This is a genomic window from Xanthomonas sp. BRIP62409 (assembly GCF_003992965.1).
GTDB classification, from domain to species: domain Bacteria; phylum Pseudomonadota; class Gammaproteobacteria; order Xanthomonadales; family Xanthomonadaceae; genus Xanthomonas; species Xanthomonas euroxanthea.
Window position 1 is genome coordinate 420,666 of sequence record NZ_QEZJ01000017.1, and the last position, 14,771, is coordinate 435,436.

Sequence of the window (14,771 nt, forward strand, 5' to 3'; positions counted from 1 at the left end):
TGCGCGCAGGCATCGCGACGCACCCGGCCATGATCCCGACAACGAGGACCCGATAAGCGTCCGACTGATTTTTTCCTAGGGCCGCATTCGGCAAGACTATCGTCATCGTCCCATGTGCATCTGCGTTATGGAGGAGTGCGAGCCGTTACCGAGGCGGTGTGGTGTTGGATACCGCTGTCGCCGCTCTTCCAATCGTCGCCACGAGACAGGCCCAAAAAAAAAGACCGGCGCATGCGCCGGTCCTGGTGTGTCACGAAAGGTGTCGCAACGCTTACGCCGACAACTCCAACAACAACTTGTTCAACCGCTTCACATAGCCGGCCGGGTCCTTGAGGCTATCGCCGGCCGCCAAGGCGGCCTGGTCGAACAACACCCGGCTCAGATCGCCGAAGCGATCCATGTCGGCTTCCGCATCCAGCTTTTCGATCAGCGGGTGGGCCGGGTTGAATTCGAATACCGGCTTGGTTTCCGGCACGGCCTGGCCGCTGGCTTCCAGCAGCTGACGCATCTGCAGGCCCAGGTCGCCCTGGCCGATGGCGAGGATGGCCGGGGAATCGGTCAGGCGGTGCGAGACGCGCACTTCGGCCACGTCGTCGCCCAGGGCGGCCTTGATGCGCGAGGCCAGGCCTTCCTTGGACTTGGCGACTTCTTCCTGCGCCTTCTTGTCTTCCTCCGAATCCAGCTTGCCCAGGTCCAGGTCACCGCGGGCCACGTCCACGAACGACTTGCCGTCGAATTCGGTGAGGTAGCTCATCAGCCATTCGTCAATGCGGTCGGTGAGCAGCAGCACTTCGATGCCCTTCTTGCGGAACACTTCCAGATGCGGGCTGTCCTTGATCTGCGCATAGCTTTCGCCGGTGAGGTAGTACAGCTTGTCCTGGCCCTCGGCCAGGCGGCTCACGTAATCGGCCAGGCCCACACTCTGCGCGCCAGTGGTGTCATGCGTGGAGGAAAAGCGCAGCAGGCCGGCGATCTTTTCGCGGTTGGCATAATCCTCGGCCGGGCCTTCCTTCAGCGCCTGGCCGAAGTTGCGCCAGAACGTCGCATAGTCGTCCGGCTTGTCCTTTGCCAGCTTCTCCAGCATGTCCAGCGAGCGCTTGGTCAGCGCCGACTTCATCGAGTCGACCACCGGGCCGGACTGCAGGATCTCGCGCGACACATTGAGCGACAGGTCGGACGAATCCACCACGCCCTTGATGAAACGCAGGTACAGCGGCAGGAACTGCTCGGCCTGGTCCATGATGAAGACGCGCTGCACGTACAGCTTCAACCCCTTGGCCGAATCGCGGTGATACAGGTCGAACGGGGCGCGGCCGGGCACGAACAGCAGCGAGGTGTACTCCAGCTTGCCTTCGACCTTGTTGTGGCTCCACGCCAGCGGGTTGCCGGCATCGTGGGCGACGTGCTTGTAGAACTCCTGGTACTCCTCGTCCTTGATTTCGGACTTGGGCCGCGTCCATAGCGCGCTGGCGCGGTTGACCGCTTCCCATTCGGGCTCGGCCGGCGCGTCGGCTGCTTCGCCGTGGTGCTCCTTGCGCATCTCGATCGGCAGGCCGATGTGGTCGGAATACTTCTTGAGGATGCCGCGCAGCGTCCAGCCGTCGGCAAAGCTGTCTTCGCCGTCCTTCAGGTGCAGCACGATGCGGGTGCCGCGCTCGGGCTTGTCGACGCTGGCCACTTCGAACTCGCCCTCGCCACGCGAGGACCAGTGCACGCCCTCGTTGGCCGGCAGGCCGGCGCGACGCGAGTAGACATCGACCTGGTCGGCGACGATGAAGGCGCTGTAGAAGCCCACGCCGAACTGGCCGATCAGGTTGGCGTCCTTCTTCTGGTCGCCGCTCAGATGCTTGAGGAAGTCGGCGGTGCCGGACTTGGCGATCGTGCCCAGATGCGAGACCGCGTCCTCGCGGCTCATGCCGATGCCGTTGTCGTCGATGGTGACGGTGCGCGCGTCCTTGTCGTAATCCACGCGGATGCGCAGCTCGCCGCCGCCTTCCAGCAGCTCCGGCTTCACCAGTGCCTCGAAACGCAGCTTGTCGGCGGCGTCGGCGGCATTGGAGACCAGCTCGCGCAGGAAGATTTCCTTGTTCGAGTACAACGAATGGATCATCAGCTGCAGCAGCTGCTTGACCTCGGTCTGGAAGCCAAGCGTCTGCTTGTCGGTTTCAACGGTCATTGGGGTCGTGCTCCATGGTGGCCCAGGCCGCAACGCGGCCGATGGCCTGGGGGATGAGGCCGTGTGGGGATTTTTCAAGGCGAGCGTGCGCCAGATCGCCTGCGTCGATGCCGGTCGGGGAGGGCGGTTGCGGCAATCGCGGCGGTATCATGGCCGGCCAACCGTCCTGCCCTGAGCCATGTCGCCATCCGTGCCGTCGCTGTCCCGCCTCCGTTCGCCCGCACCCGGCGCGCAGCGATGAGCCGCCCCGCACGGCCGGCGCCACGCGGCGCGGAAGGGCAGGTGCGCATCGTCGGCGGGCGCTGGCGCAACACCAAATTGTCGGTGCCGGACCTGCCTGGCCTGCGCCCGAGCAGCGACCGCGTCCGCGAGACGGTGTTCAACTGGCTGATGCCGCGCCTGCCCGGCGCGCGCGTGCTGGACCTGTTCGCCGGCTCCGGCGCGCTGGGCCTGGAAGCGGTGTCGCGGGGTGCGGCGCATGCGACGCTGGTCGAGCGCGACCCCGGCCTGGCGCAGCGCTTGCGCCAGCACGTGACCCGGCTGGACGCGGCCGACCAGGTGCAGGTGCTGCAGGACGACGCGTTGCGCTGGCTGGAGCGCGCGCCGGTGGCGCAGGCCAGCATCGTGTTCGTCGATCCGCCGTTTGCCGCCGGCCTGTGGCCCAGCGTGCTGGAACGCCTGCCCGCGCACCTGAGCGCCGATGCCTGGCTGTATCTGGAAGCCCCGGCCGAGCTGCCGCCGCAGGTGCCGGCCGGCTGGCACCTGCACCGCGAAGGCGCCACCCAGCAGGTGCGCTATGCGCTGTACCGCCGGGCCGCTGCTACACTGAACGGCGATCCGACCCCGGTAGTTTCCGTATGAGCGTGGCCAATAGCCGCACCGCCGTCTATCCCGGTACCTTCGACCCGATCACCAACGGGCATATCGATCTGGTGAACCGCGCCGCGCCGTTGTTCGAGCGCGTGGTGGTCGGCGTGGCCTACAGCCCCTCCAAGGGCCCGGCCTTGCCGCTTGAGCGCCGCGTGGAGCTGGCTCAGGAAGCACTGGCCGTGCACGCCAATGTGGAAGTGCGCGGCTTCGACACGCTGCTGGCCCACTTCGTGCGCGACATGGGCGCCGGGGTGCTGTTGCGCGGCCTGCGCGCGGTGTCCGACTTCGAATACGAGTTCCAGATGGCCAGCATGAACCGCCATCTGATCCCGGAGGTGGAGACGCTGTTCCTTACCCCGGCCGAGCAATACAGCTTCATCTCGTCCTCGCTGGTGCGCGAAATCGCGCGGCTGGGCGGGGACGTGTCCGGTTTCGTTCCGGCTTCGGTCGTCGAAGCCTTGCGGCAGGTGCGCGAGTCCCGCGCGCAGGCCTGATTCTCTAGCAGTCACATCACCACATGCTTTTCAAAGGGAGGAGTTTCATGAAACACACAATGCGCGCGCTGGTGCTCGCTTCGGTCGCTGCTCTGGCCGTCACCGCCTGCAAGAAGGAAGAGCCGGCACCGACCGCCGCCGCCGCTCCGGCTGCGCTGACCGCGCCGGCCAAGGACGACAACGCCGGCTGGAAGAAGTACCTGCAGGAAGTGGTCGGCCAGAACCTGGGCACCACCACCAACAGCCCGTTCCTGTATTACTTGCCGCCGGAGTCCGATGCCGAGTTCGCCGGCAGCTACGAGCGTCAGCTGGAAAGCGTCAAGACCGCACTCGCGCGTGGCGTGCAGCCGGGCAACATGCTGGCCTTCGGTTCGTCCGCCTCGACCAAGATGGCCGACCTGATCGACGCCGCGTTCAAGGACGTGCCGGCCGATTCGATGAAGGGCGTGCGCGTGCTGTTCATCGGCAATGCGGCCGAGAATGCGCGGGTGCAGGGCATCGTCCAGCCCAAGGGCGTGGAATACACCTTCGTTGAAGCCAAGTAATGCCGTACCAGGCCGGAGGCGCGGGAGGGCGCGTCCGGCCGCCGTGCGGGATCGCAGCATGCTGCTGACCCGCGCGCCGTCGGGGCCGGTCCGCTCGGACCGGTTGCCGGCCACATGCATGGCGTTGTCTGTGCACCGCGCTACGCCCCGTGCGTCCGCTTCCAGCAGTACGTTGCGTTCCAGCGCCTGGCGTTGCATCGCGCTGCGCCGCATCGCATGGTGGTGCCGATATGTCCCTGAAGATCAACGAGCTCTGCGTCAACTGCGATGTCTGCGAGCCGGCGTGCCCGAACCAGGCCATCTCGATGGGCGAAACCATCTACGTGATCGACCCGGCACGTTGCACCGAGTGCGTGGGCCATTTTGACGAAGCGCAATGCGTGGTGGTGTGCCCGGTCGAATGCATCGACCCGGATCCGGCGATACCGGAAACCCACGATCAACTGCTCGCCAAGCTCATGCAGCTGCAGCGCGACCACCCCGAACTGTACGAACAGGAGCCTCCCGCCCCGTGAGCATCTTTTCCCGACGTTTCTCTTCGCGCGGCTTGTTGCTGCTGGCCCTGGTGCTGGCACCGCCGGCCTGGGCTGCCGATGGCGCCAAGCCTGCAGCAGCCACGACCTCGCCGGTGGCGGGGCATCCGCCCGGTGCGGCGATCGCCAGCGGGCACGCACTGGCCACCGACGCCGGCCTGCAGATCCTGCGCGAAGGCGGCAATGCGTTCGATGCGGCGATCGCGGTGTCGTCCACCCTGGCGGTGGTCGAGCCGATCAGCTCGGGCCTGGGCGGCGGCGGCTTCTTCCTGTTGCACGATGCCAAGACCGGCAAGGACGTGATGCTGGATGCGCGCGAGACCGCGCCCGAGTCGGCCAGCGAGGCGCAGTTTCTCGACAAGCAGGGCGCGCTGGACCGCGACCGCTCGGTCAACGGCCCCTGGTCGGCCGGGATTCCCGGGCTGCCTGCAGCGCTGGTGGAGCTGGCCACCCGGCACGGCCGGCTGCCGCTGAAGCAGTCGCTGGCACCGGCGATCCGCATCGCCACCGAAGGTTTTCCGGTGTACGCGCGCATGGCCAAGGGCTATGCCTCGCGGCGCGAGGTGATGGAGCGTTATCCCGGCACGCGCGAGGTCTATCTGCGCGGCGGCAAGCCCATCGCCGAAGGCGACATCTTCAAGCAGCCCGAATTGGCGCACACCTTGAAGCTGCTCGGCGACAAGGGCTTTGACGGCTTCTACAAGGGCGAAACCGCCAGCAAGCTGCTGGCCGGCGTCAAGCAGGCCGGCGGGCAGTGGAAGGCCGCCGAGCTGGCCGGGTACCGGGTCAAGCAGCGCACGCCGATCCAGTTCGATTACCGCGGCTGGAAGATCACCACCGCGCCGCCGCCGTCTTCCGGCGGTATCGCACTCGCCGCCATGCTGCAGATCCTGGAAGGCTGGGAGCTGGACACGCTCGACGATGCGCACCGCACCCATCTGGTGGTGGAAGCGATGCGCCGCGCCTACCGCGACCGCACCTTCTTCCTCGGCGACCCGGACTTTGTCGCGGTGCCGCAGCGCGTGCTGACCAGCAAGGATTACGCGCAAGGCCTGCGCGCCACGATCAACCCGGACAAGGCCACCCCCAGCGACCTGCTGTCGGGCAATCCGACCCCGCTGGAAGACGACGAGACCACGCACTTTTCCATCATCGATGGCGAAGGCAACCGCGTCGGCGCCACCCAGACCGTCAACCTGCTGTACGGCTCGGGGCTGATCCCCAAGGGCACCGGCGTGCTGCTCAACGACGAGATGGACGACTTCGCGCTCAAGCCGGGCACGCCCAATGCCTTCGGCGTGATGGGCTACGCGGCCAACGCCCCCAAGCCGGGCAAGCGCATGCTCAGCTCGATGACGCCGACCTTCATGGAATCGGCCGACAAGGTCGCGGTGATCGGCACCCCGGGCGGTAGCCGCATCATCACCATGGTGCTGCTCGGCATCCTGGGCTACGACGCCGGCCTGGACGCACAGCAGGTCAGTGCCTTGCCGCGCTATCACCACCAATGGCTGCCGGACGTGATCGAGGCCGAGAGCAACGCGTTCTCGCCGCAGACCGCCAAGGCGCTGCAGGCGATGGGGCATGCGCTCAAGCTGCCTGGCGACACCGCCGAGGGCGGCCGCGGTTCCAGCCATGTCTGGGGCAATCTGCAGACGGTGGAGTGGGACAAGCGCAGCAACGTGCTCACCGGCGGTAGCGACCCGCGCAACCCGGTGGGCAAGGCGCAGGTCCAGCTGGCGACACCTGCACGGTGAGTGCCACGGCCTGCTCCGTGGGCGGGGCAGGCATTACACGGCCAACGATGAGAACCGGCGTGCACTGAGGCGCGGCCTGGCCTGTCGGTTCGGCGCAGCGGCACAGGCGCCGAACACGCGGCGCGGCGAACCGTGTCCCTGTCTCGGCAACTATGTGCAGCACGCCTGCACCGGCCTGAGTGGGGGCCGGAAGGTCACTGGCTGCCCGCAGCAATACGGTTTTGTGCCGTGTCCTATGTCGGGATTGGACTTGTCGCTGTGCGTCGATTTGGCGACCATCGCGGCATGACCATTTCGCAGACCCTGCTCACCGCCGTGGTGATCGCATCGCCCATCGCCGCCTGCGCGGCCGATACGACCGGCACTGCCGGCATTCCCGGCAGCGCGGCGGCTGCCGGCGCCGCGATCCACGTCAATCAACTCGGTTATCTGCCGGGCTCGGCCAAGCTGGCGGTGGTCGGCTTGCCGCCGTCCGCTGCGGCTGCGGCAGACCACTTCACGGTCGAGGATGCCAACGGCCGCCGCGTACTGGAGGGCCGCTTGTCGCCGGTGGCCACCTGGGCACCAGCGGCGCAACAGGCACGCGTGGCCGACTTTTCCGCGCTGCGCCCCCCAGGGACGTATCGGGTGAAGATCGCCGGTTTGCCGGCGTCGGATCCATTCCCGATTGCGGCCGGTGCCTACCAGCCCGTCGTGGATGCCTCGCTCAAGGCGTTCTACTTCAATCGCGCCAGCACCGCGCTGCCGGCGCAGTTCGCCGGGCGCTATGCACGTGCGGCCGGGCACCCGGACACCGACGTGCGCATCCATCCTTCTGCGGCCTCGGCCACGCGCCCGGCCGACAGCGTGATCCGTGCGCCCAAGGGTTGGTACGACGCCGGTGACTACAACAAGTACATCGTTAATTCCGGCATCAGCACCTACACCTTGCTGGCCGCCTACGCGCAGTATCCGGCGCTGTTCAAGGCGCAGCCGCTGACCATCCCCGACGACGCCCCCGGCGTGCCCGGCATCCTGCAGGAGACCTGGTGGAACCTGGAATGGATGCTGGCCATGCAGGACCCGGCCGATGGCGGCGTGTACCACAAGCTCACCGACAAGCAGTTCGATGGGCTGGTGATGCCGGACCAGGCCAGGCAGCAACGCTACGTGGTGATGAAGGCCACTGCCGCCACGCTGGATTTTGCCGCGGTGATGGCTGCCGCCAGCCGCGTCTACGCGCCGTTCGACGCGCAGTATCCGGGCGCGTCGGCACGCATGTTGAAGGCCGCGCGCAGCGCCTGGGCGTGGGCGCAGCAGCATCCGGATGTGATCTATCGCCAGCCCGACGATGTGCGCACCGGCGGCTACGACGACGCGCAGGTGGACGACGAATTCGCCTGGGCCGCGGCCGAGCTGTATGTGAGCACGCGCGAGGATGGCTTCTATGACGCAATGATGGCGCGCAACGTGCCGGCCAGCGTGCCGGGCTGGAGCAACGTCGGCGGCCTGGCCTGGATGTCCCTGGCCGAACATCGCGACCAGCTCACTCCGCATGCCGATCGCGCACGCATCACCCGTGAGATCACCGGTCTGGCACAGCGGCTTGCCGAACAGTGGCAGGCCTCGCCCTGGCGTCTGGCGATGACCGACACCGATTTTGTGTGGGGCAGTAATGCAGTCGTGCTCAACCGCGCGATGATGTTGATGCAGGGCTATCGGTTGACCGGGCAGCGGCCGTATCTGGATGCCGCGCAATCGCAGCTGGACTACATCCTGGGGCGCAATCCGTTGGGGATGTCGTTCGTCACCGGGGTCGGGTTGCGCAGCCCGCTGCATATCCACCATCGCCCCTCCGAAGCCGACGGCATCGACGCGCCGGCGCCGGGCTGGCTGGCTGGCGGCCCGCAACCGGGCCAGCAGGACGCCAAGGACTGCAAGGTGGCCTATCCCTCCAGGCTGCCGGCGCTGTCGTACCTGGACGACACCTGCAGTTATGCCAGCAACGAGGTGGCAATCAACTGGAACGCGCCGCTGGTGTATGTGAGCGCGGCGATCGAAGCGTCCACGCGCTGAGGCGGCGGGCTCCAGGCGGCAGCGCGATTTTCCCTTCTCCCATCGGGAGAAGGCGGCGCGCAGCGCCGGATGAGGGTGCGGCAGCGGCAGCAACACCGACACACCGTACCCTCACCCCAACCCTTCTCCCGTGGGGAGAGGGGCTTCAATCCGCCGATTACCTCACCAGCGCTGCTCCAGCGTGATCGGCAATCGTCCAGCGCGCATCAGCTTTTGATTTGGTCGCTTCAGACACTCACTCCACCCGCGTGCCGAAGATCCGGTCGCCGGCATCGCCCAGGCCGGGCAGGATGTAGCCCTTGTCGTTGAGGTGGTCGTCGATCGCGGCGGTGTAGACCTCCACATCCGGATGCACGGCTTCCAAGGCTTTCAAGCCTTCCGGTGCGGCCACTAAAAAGATGCCCTTGATCCGCCGCGCGCCGGCGCGCTTGAGCATGTCGATGGTGGCGATGAGCGTGCCGCCGGTGGCCAGCATCGGGTCCAGGATCAGTGCGTCGCGTTCTTCCAGGCGGCCGGTGAGGCGTTCGAAGTAGGGCACCGGCTGCAGGGTTTCTTCGTCGCGTTGCAGGCCGACCACGCTCACGCGCGCGGCCGGGATCAGCGCCAGCACGCCGGGCAACATGCCCAGGCCTGCACGCAGGATCGGTACCAGGGTGATTTTCGCGCCGGCAATCCGCTGCACGGTCACCGGGCCGGCCCAGCCGGGTTGCACGTGCGATTCGGTATCCAGATTGGCGGTGGCCTCGTAGGCCAGCAGCGTGCCCAGCTCGGTGACCAGTTCGCGGAAGCCCTTGGTGCTCAAGGCGGCATCGCGCAGCAGGCCGATCTTGTGCTGGACGAGGGGGTGACGGACTTCGACGATTTTCATGGGCAGCGACAGGCGGGAGAGACCCACAGTGTGCCGCAGCCAGCGGCAGCGTCGCCACACATTGGGCGTGATCGTGCTTGCAGATGTCATGTCAGTGAAACGTCGTAGACATAGTGTGCCCACCCATTCTTAACCGATTGGGGAAGCACCCGTGTTGAACAAGACTCCGCTGTGCCTCGCGATCACGCTGACGTTGGCGGCGGCCACGTGGAGCCCGCTTGCGCAGGCGGCCGAGGGTGCAGCAGCGGCAACCGGCGCCTCCGGTGCGGCAGCCATCGACCTGGAGCGGCTGGAAGTGCGCCCGCAGGTGGAATCGCAGGTGCGCGCGGTCGATCTCAAGCGGGGTTCCGATGCGATCCAGGATGCGGTCGCCTCCGATGCGCTGGGCCGGTATCCCGACAAGAATGTTGCAGAATCCTTGCAGCGCCTGCCCGGCGTCAGCGTCACCCGCGACCAGGGCGAAGGGCGCTTCGTGGTCATCCGCGGCCTGGATTCGGCGCTCAACAGCGTCACCATCGACGGCATGACCATGGGCACGCCGGAAGACGGCACGCGCTCGGCGCCGCTGGACGTGATTCCCTCCGACTCCACCGAGCGCCTGAAAGTGGTCAAGTCGCCGACCCCGGACATGCCGGGCGATTCCATCGGCGGTGCGATCCAGGTCGAGTCCACCTCTGCCTTCGATCGCGATGGCCGCACGCTGCGCGGCTCGATCGAAGGCAGCCACCAGTCGTTGTCGGGCAAGACCAGCCCCAAGGGCGCGTTCAACTACAGCGACATCTTCGACGGCACGTTCGGCGTCGCAGTGGGTGTGAACTACCAGGACCGCGAATTCGAATCGGACAACACCGAAGTGGCCTACGACAGCTTCGACGGCGGTGCGGCCGACGATCTGTTCGCCGGTGAAGTGCAGCGCCGCAAGTACTTCATCGAGCGTACCCGCATGGGCGCCAACCTCAACCTGGACTGGCGCCCGGACGCCGACAACCGCTATTACCTGCGTACGCTCTACAGCCGCTTCGACGATGCCGAAACGCGCCAGCGCACCATCTTCGGCCTGGCCGACGGGCAGGTCAGCGCCAATGGCGATGGCACCTACGCCGTGGCCGACCTGCCGGCCGATTCCATTTCCAAGCGCGTGCGCTACCGCACCAAGAAGGAAGACACCATGGCCTTGAGCGTGGGTGGTGAAAACCGTCTGAGCGCGGCCACGGTGGACTACAAGCTGGGTTACACCAAGACCACCGAGCGCGTGAACGATGAGATGGAAGCGCGCTTCAACTACGCCGGCGACGATCTGTCGGCCACGGTCGATCAGAACAGCGGCATTCCGCGCCTGGGGTTCTCCGACAACGGCTGGCAGCGCAACGACGACTTCGTATTCGACCGCTTCGTGCTGGCGCCCAAGCGGGTGGACGACAGCGAGCGCAGCGCGCAGGTCAACGTGCGCTTCGATGGCGAGCATTCCAGCCTGAAGATGGGCGTGCTCGGCCGCTGGCGCGAGCGCGATGTCAACGTGGACGAAAACGAGCTGCGTCGTGGCCCGGCGATCGATCTGAGCGACTGGACCACCGCCGCACCGGAACACCGCGGCGGCACGCTGGGCGAAAGCATCGGCTCGGACGGCATGCGCCGTTACTGGAACACCTCCGGCACTCTGTACAGCGCACGTCCGCAGGATGTGGGCAGCAACCTGCAGGTCTCGCTGCAGGACGACTACAGGGCCACCGAAGATGTGTTCGCCACCTATGCGATGGGCACCTGGGACATCGGTGCGCTGCGCATGATCGCCGGCGTGCGGGTGGAGAACACCCAGTTCGACGCCACCGGCAACCAGGTCGACGTGGCCGAGAACGGCCGCACCGCCACGGTGACGCCGCGCGAAGCCTCCAGCAGCTACACCAATGTGCTGCCGGGCCTGCATCTGCGTTACGACACCGGCAACGACTGGGTGCTGCGGTTCGCGGCCAACAAGACCTTGTCGCGGCCTGCGTTCGGCGATGTCTCCCCGCGCGTGAGCATCAATCGCGGCGACGAAGAGGTGAGCCTGGGCAATCCCGATCTCAATCCGTATCGCTCAAAGAATCTGGATCTGTCGTTCGAAAAATACATCGGCAGCACCGGCCTGATCTCGCTGAGCGTGTTCAACAAGTCGATCGACGACTACATCGTGCAGACCATCAGCACCAACGATGCCGAGTTCCCCAACCTGCAGGTGACGCGCTCGATCAACGGCGACACCGCAAAGGTGCGCGGCGCCGAATTCAATTGGCAGCAGGCGCTGGACTTCCTGCCCGAGGGCTGGAATGGCCTGCTGGTCGGCGCCAGCGCCACCGTGCTGGACAGCGATTTCAATCCCGGCCTGAGCGATCGCGCCGGCGACGACTTCACCTTGCCGCGCTCGTCCAAGCGCATCTACAGCGGGCATCTGGGGTATGAAAAATACGGCTTCAGTGCACGCGTTGCGGCGGTGTATCGCAGCGAGTACCTGGACACCATCGGCCAAAGCCGCGCGTACGATATCTACGTCGCCCCGCACACCCAGCTGGATTTCAGCATGAACTACCAATTCAACAGCCACGTCAGCCTGTATCTGGAGGCGCAGAACCTGCTGGACGAACCGCTGGAGCTGTACCAAGGCGTGCCCTCGCGCACGCTGCAGAACGAGGAATACGGCCGCACCTATGCGCTCGGCCTGAAGGTGGCACTGTGATCGCAACGCGCACGCGGCTCCACACCACGTTACTCCACACCACACTGCTCGCCGGCGCGCTGGCGCTGACCGCCTGCGCCAGCGCACCGGCCGACCGCGAAGCCGACGAGGCGCTGCTGAAGGACCCCTTGCTCAGCGAGGCCAGGGTGGCGCACGAAGTGGTGCCGGAAGCCTTCATCACCGCGCTGACCCCGGCCGACAACCTGGATTCGCCGGCCAGCTGGAGTGCGCCCGATGGCAGCCGCTGGTTGATCGCCACCGCCAAGGCCACGCATGCGCTGGTGGTGTTCGATGGCGATAGCGGCAAGCGCCTGCGCGTGGTCGGCGGCAAGGGCAAGGCCCTGGGCAAACTGGATCGGCCAAACGGGATTTCGGTCGTCGACGATCTGGTGTTCGTGGTCGAGCGCGACAACCGCCGCGTGCAGGTATTTTCGCTGCCGGATTTCAAGCCGTTGACCAGCTTCGGCCAGGACGAATTGCGCGAGCCCTATGGCCTGTGGGTGCGCAAGCACGACGGCGGCTACGAGGTGGTGGTCAGCGACAACTACATGTCGCCGGCCAACAAGGACCAGCCGCCGCCGCTGGCCGAACTCGGTCAGCGTTTCCGTCGCTATCAGGTGAACAACGCGGGGCAGGGCTGGCAAGCGCGCCTGACCCAGAGCTTCGGCGATACCAGCGAGGCGGGCGCGATACGGATCGCCGAGTCGGTGTTCGGCGACGAATCGCATGCGCGCCTGATGATTGCCGAAGAAGATGTCGCCGTGGGCACGCAGTTGCGCGAATACGGGATGGACGGACGCTACCGCGGGCGCAATGTCGGCAGCGGCCTGTTCAAGGCGCAGGCCGAAGGCATGACGCTGTTTGCATGCAAGGACGGTAGCGGTTACTGGATCGCCACCGATCAGTTCAAGGACCGCAGCGTGTTCCAGGTGTTCGACCGCCAGAGCCTGGCGCATGTCGGTGCCTTCGCCGGCCGGGTGACCGCCAACACCGACGGCGTGTGGCTGGATCAACGTGGCGATGCGCGCTTTCCGGGCGGGGTGTTCTACGCCTTGCACGACGACCAGGCGGTGGCGGCCTTCGACTGGCGCGATATCGCGCGCACGCTGCGTTTGAAAGAATGCGCGCCATGATCGCCGCACGTGCGGTGCTGTCTTGCGCGCTGTTGCTGGTGGCGATGACGGGCACTGGATCGTTCGCCGCCGAGCGCGCGGCCGAACCCAACACCCAGGTGCCGGCCGGCTCCACCCACTATGTTGCCGACGGCTTTCCGGACCGCATCGTCGCCACGCCCGCGCAGGCGGCGGCGACCGGTTTCGCGGTGGCCTGGCGTACCGATACCAGCGTCGACCAGCCGTGGCTGGAACTGGTGGTTGCCGGCGACTCGCCCGATGTGGGCACGCCGCGCCGCATCCGCGCCAGCACCACCACGCTGACCAGCGAAAACGGCAGCTCGCATCACCACCGCGCCGATATCGACGGGCTGACGCCGGACACGCTGTATGCCTACCGCGTGCAGGGCAACCACACCTGGGGGGCGTGGAATCATTTCCGCACAGCCGCCACCGCGGATACGCCGCTGACGCTGCTGTATTTCGGCGACACCCAGAACAAGAACCTCAGCCTGGTCTCGCGGGTGATCCGCCAGGCCTGGCGCTCGGCACCGGATGCGCGGCTGGCGCTGTTCGCCGGTGACCTGGTCAGCGGCAAGGACGGCCAGGACGACAACGAATGGGCCGAGTGGTTCGACGCCGGGCGCTGGCTGCTGGAAGGCGCCGCGGTGGCGCCGGCGCCGGGCAATCACGAGTATCACGAAGAGGGCGAGGACACCCCGCAGGCCACGCGCACGCTTGGCACGCATTGGCCGGTGACCTTCGCGCTGCCGCGTAACGGGCCGTCGGCCACCGCACGCACCAGCTACTGGTTCGACTATCAGGGCGTGCGCATCGCCGTGCTCGATGGCACCTCCGTTCTGGATCTGGGCACCGGCCCGGCACAGGCGCAGTGGCTGGACAAGGTACTGGCCGACAACCCGCATCCGTGGTCGATCGTGCTGATCCATCAGCCGTTCTTTTCCCCGCGCGCCGATCGCCAGAACGAGAAACTGGTCGAGCAGGTGCTGCCGGTGATCCGCCGCCACAAGGTCGATCTGGTGCTGCAGGGCCACGACCACACCTACGGCCGGCGCGGCGATACGGCAGGGCAGGCCACGCCGGTCTTCGTGGTCTCGGTGGCCGGGCCCAAGCAGTACCGGCTCTCGGACATGGCGCGCAAGACCATGCGTCCGGTCGGCGAGGACACCCAGCTCTACCAGGTGCTTCGCATCGACACCCACACCTTGCGTTACGAGTCGCGCACCGCCACCGGGCGTCTCTACGATGCGTTCGAACTGGAGCGCGGCAGCGATGGCGGCAAGCGACTGGTGGAGAAAGAGGCCGGACGCATCGCCCCACGCGATTGCCCGCGCAGTGCGACTCTGAAAGGACGCACCGACAGATGCTGGGAATGATGGGAACGCGGCGCAGGCGAGCTGGTCTGGATGAGGCTGCCGTTTCGGATGACGACCCGGTGAGCAAACTTCGGTGCTGCATTGATTTTGCACATCGACGGTAAGCGTAACCATTTAAAATTGTGAATTACGTCACACTAATAATGGGACTACTGTTAGGGCCGACCGGGTCTCCACCCGGGTAGCCGGCTTCGACGCGGGTGCTTCGGTGGAGGTTCTGCCTCCCCCAGCCCCCGAGAAGCCCCCATGAT

Annotated in this window: 11 protein-coding genes; 9 read left to right on the forward strand and 2 right to left on the reverse strand. The window is 66.5% G+C overall.

Features of this window, described 5'->3' with window-relative positions; all coding sequences use genetic code 11:
* Window positions 1-271: 271 nt before the first annotated feature.
* The gene (htpG, locus tag EO170_RS08145) at window positions 272-2,176 is read right to left on the reverse strand and encodes a molecular chaperone HtpG (RefSeq protein ID WP_104647945.1); all 1,905 of its coding nucleotides are present in this window, start codon (window positions 2,174-2,176) and stop codon (window positions 272-274) included.
* 171 nt (window positions 2,177-2,347) lie between these two features.
* Between htpG and rsmD the strand changes: the two genes are divergently transcribed.
* The 6 genes from rsmD to EO170_RS08175 all read left to right on the forward strand — a co-directional run bounded on the left by rsmD (window position 2,348) and on the right by EO170_RS08175 (window position 8,430).
* Window positions 2,348-3,037, forward strand: a complete 690-nt coding sequence (rsmD, locus tag EO170_RS08150; protein ID WP_206513989.1) for a 16S rRNA (guanine(966)-N(2))-methyltransferase RsmD — start codon at window positions 2,348-2,350, stop codon at window positions 3,035-3,037.
* A complete protein-coding gene (gene coaD / locus EO170_RS08155; RefSeq protein WP_126943908.1) occupies window positions 3,034-3,540 on the forward strand; it encodes a pantetheine-phosphate adenylyltransferase in 507 nt (168 codons plus the stop codon). The genes rsmD and coaD overlap by 4 nt, the downstream gene beginning before the upstream one ends.
* Window positions 3,541-3,587: 47 nt before the next feature.
* Window positions 3,588-4,085 (forward strand): hypothetical protein, encoded by a 498-nt coding sequence (locus EO170_RS08160; protein WP_039516474.1) that lies wholly within the window; start codon window positions 3,588-3,590, stop codon window positions 4,083-4,085.
* Between the two features lie 230 nt (window positions 4,086-4,315).
* The gene (locus EO170_RS08165; protein ID WP_003489796.1) at window positions 4,316-4,600 is read left to right on the forward strand and encodes a YfhL family 4Fe-4S dicluster ferredoxin; all 285 of its coding nucleotides are present in this window, start codon (window positions 4,316-4,318) and stop codon (window positions 4,598-4,600) included.
* Window positions 4,597-6,375: a gamma-glutamyltransferase gene (gene ggt / locus EO170_RS08170; RefSeq protein ID WP_126943911.1), complete on the forward strand. Its 1,779-nt coding sequence runs from the start codon at window positions 4,597-4,599 to the stop codon at window positions 6,373-6,375. Before EO170_RS08165 ends, ggt begins: the two co-directional genes overlap by 4 nt.
* 285 nt (window positions 6,376-6,660) lie before the next feature.
* On the forward strand, window positions 6,661-8,430 hold the full coding sequence (locus tag EO170_RS08175) for a glycoside hydrolase family 9 protein (protein ID WP_126943914.1): 1,770 nt from the start codon (window positions 6,661-6,663) through the stop codon (window positions 8,428-8,430).
* Window positions 8,431-8,665: 235 nt separating this feature from the next.
* Here EO170_RS08175 and upp read toward each other — a convergent pair whose 3' ends face one another.
* Window positions 8,666-9,298, reverse strand: a complete 633-nt coding sequence (gene upp / locus EO170_RS08180; protein WP_024940024.1) for a uracil phosphoribosyltransferase — start codon at window positions 9,296-9,298, stop codon at window positions 8,666-8,668.
* A gap of 151 nt (window positions 9,299-9,449) precedes the next feature.
* On the opposite strand from upp, the gene EO170_RS08185 reads away from it, so the two are divergent.
* From EO170_RS08185 to EO170_RS08195, 3 genes are read left to right on the forward strand one after another with little or no spacing between them, the layout of a single operon-like run.
* The gene (locus EO170_RS08185; RefSeq protein ID WP_164740960.1) at window positions 9,450-12,011 is read left to right on the forward strand and encodes a TonB-dependent receptor; all 2,562 of its coding nucleotides are present in this window, start codon (window positions 9,450-9,452) and stop codon (window positions 12,009-12,011) included.
* Between the two features lie 44 nt (window positions 12,012-12,055).
* A complete protein-coding gene (locus tag EO170_RS08190; RefSeq protein ID WP_164740970.1) occupies window positions 12,056-13,144 on the forward strand; it encodes a phytase in 1,089 nt (362 codons plus the stop codon).
* Window positions 13,141-14,520: a metallophosphoesterase family protein gene (locus EO170_RS08195; RefSeq protein WP_126943920.1), complete on the forward strand. Its 1,380-nt coding sequence runs from the start codon at window positions 13,141-13,143 to the stop codon at window positions 14,518-14,520. Before EO170_RS08190 ends, EO170_RS08195 begins: the two co-directional genes overlap by 4 nt.
* Window positions 14,521-14,771: the final 251 nt, after the last annotated feature.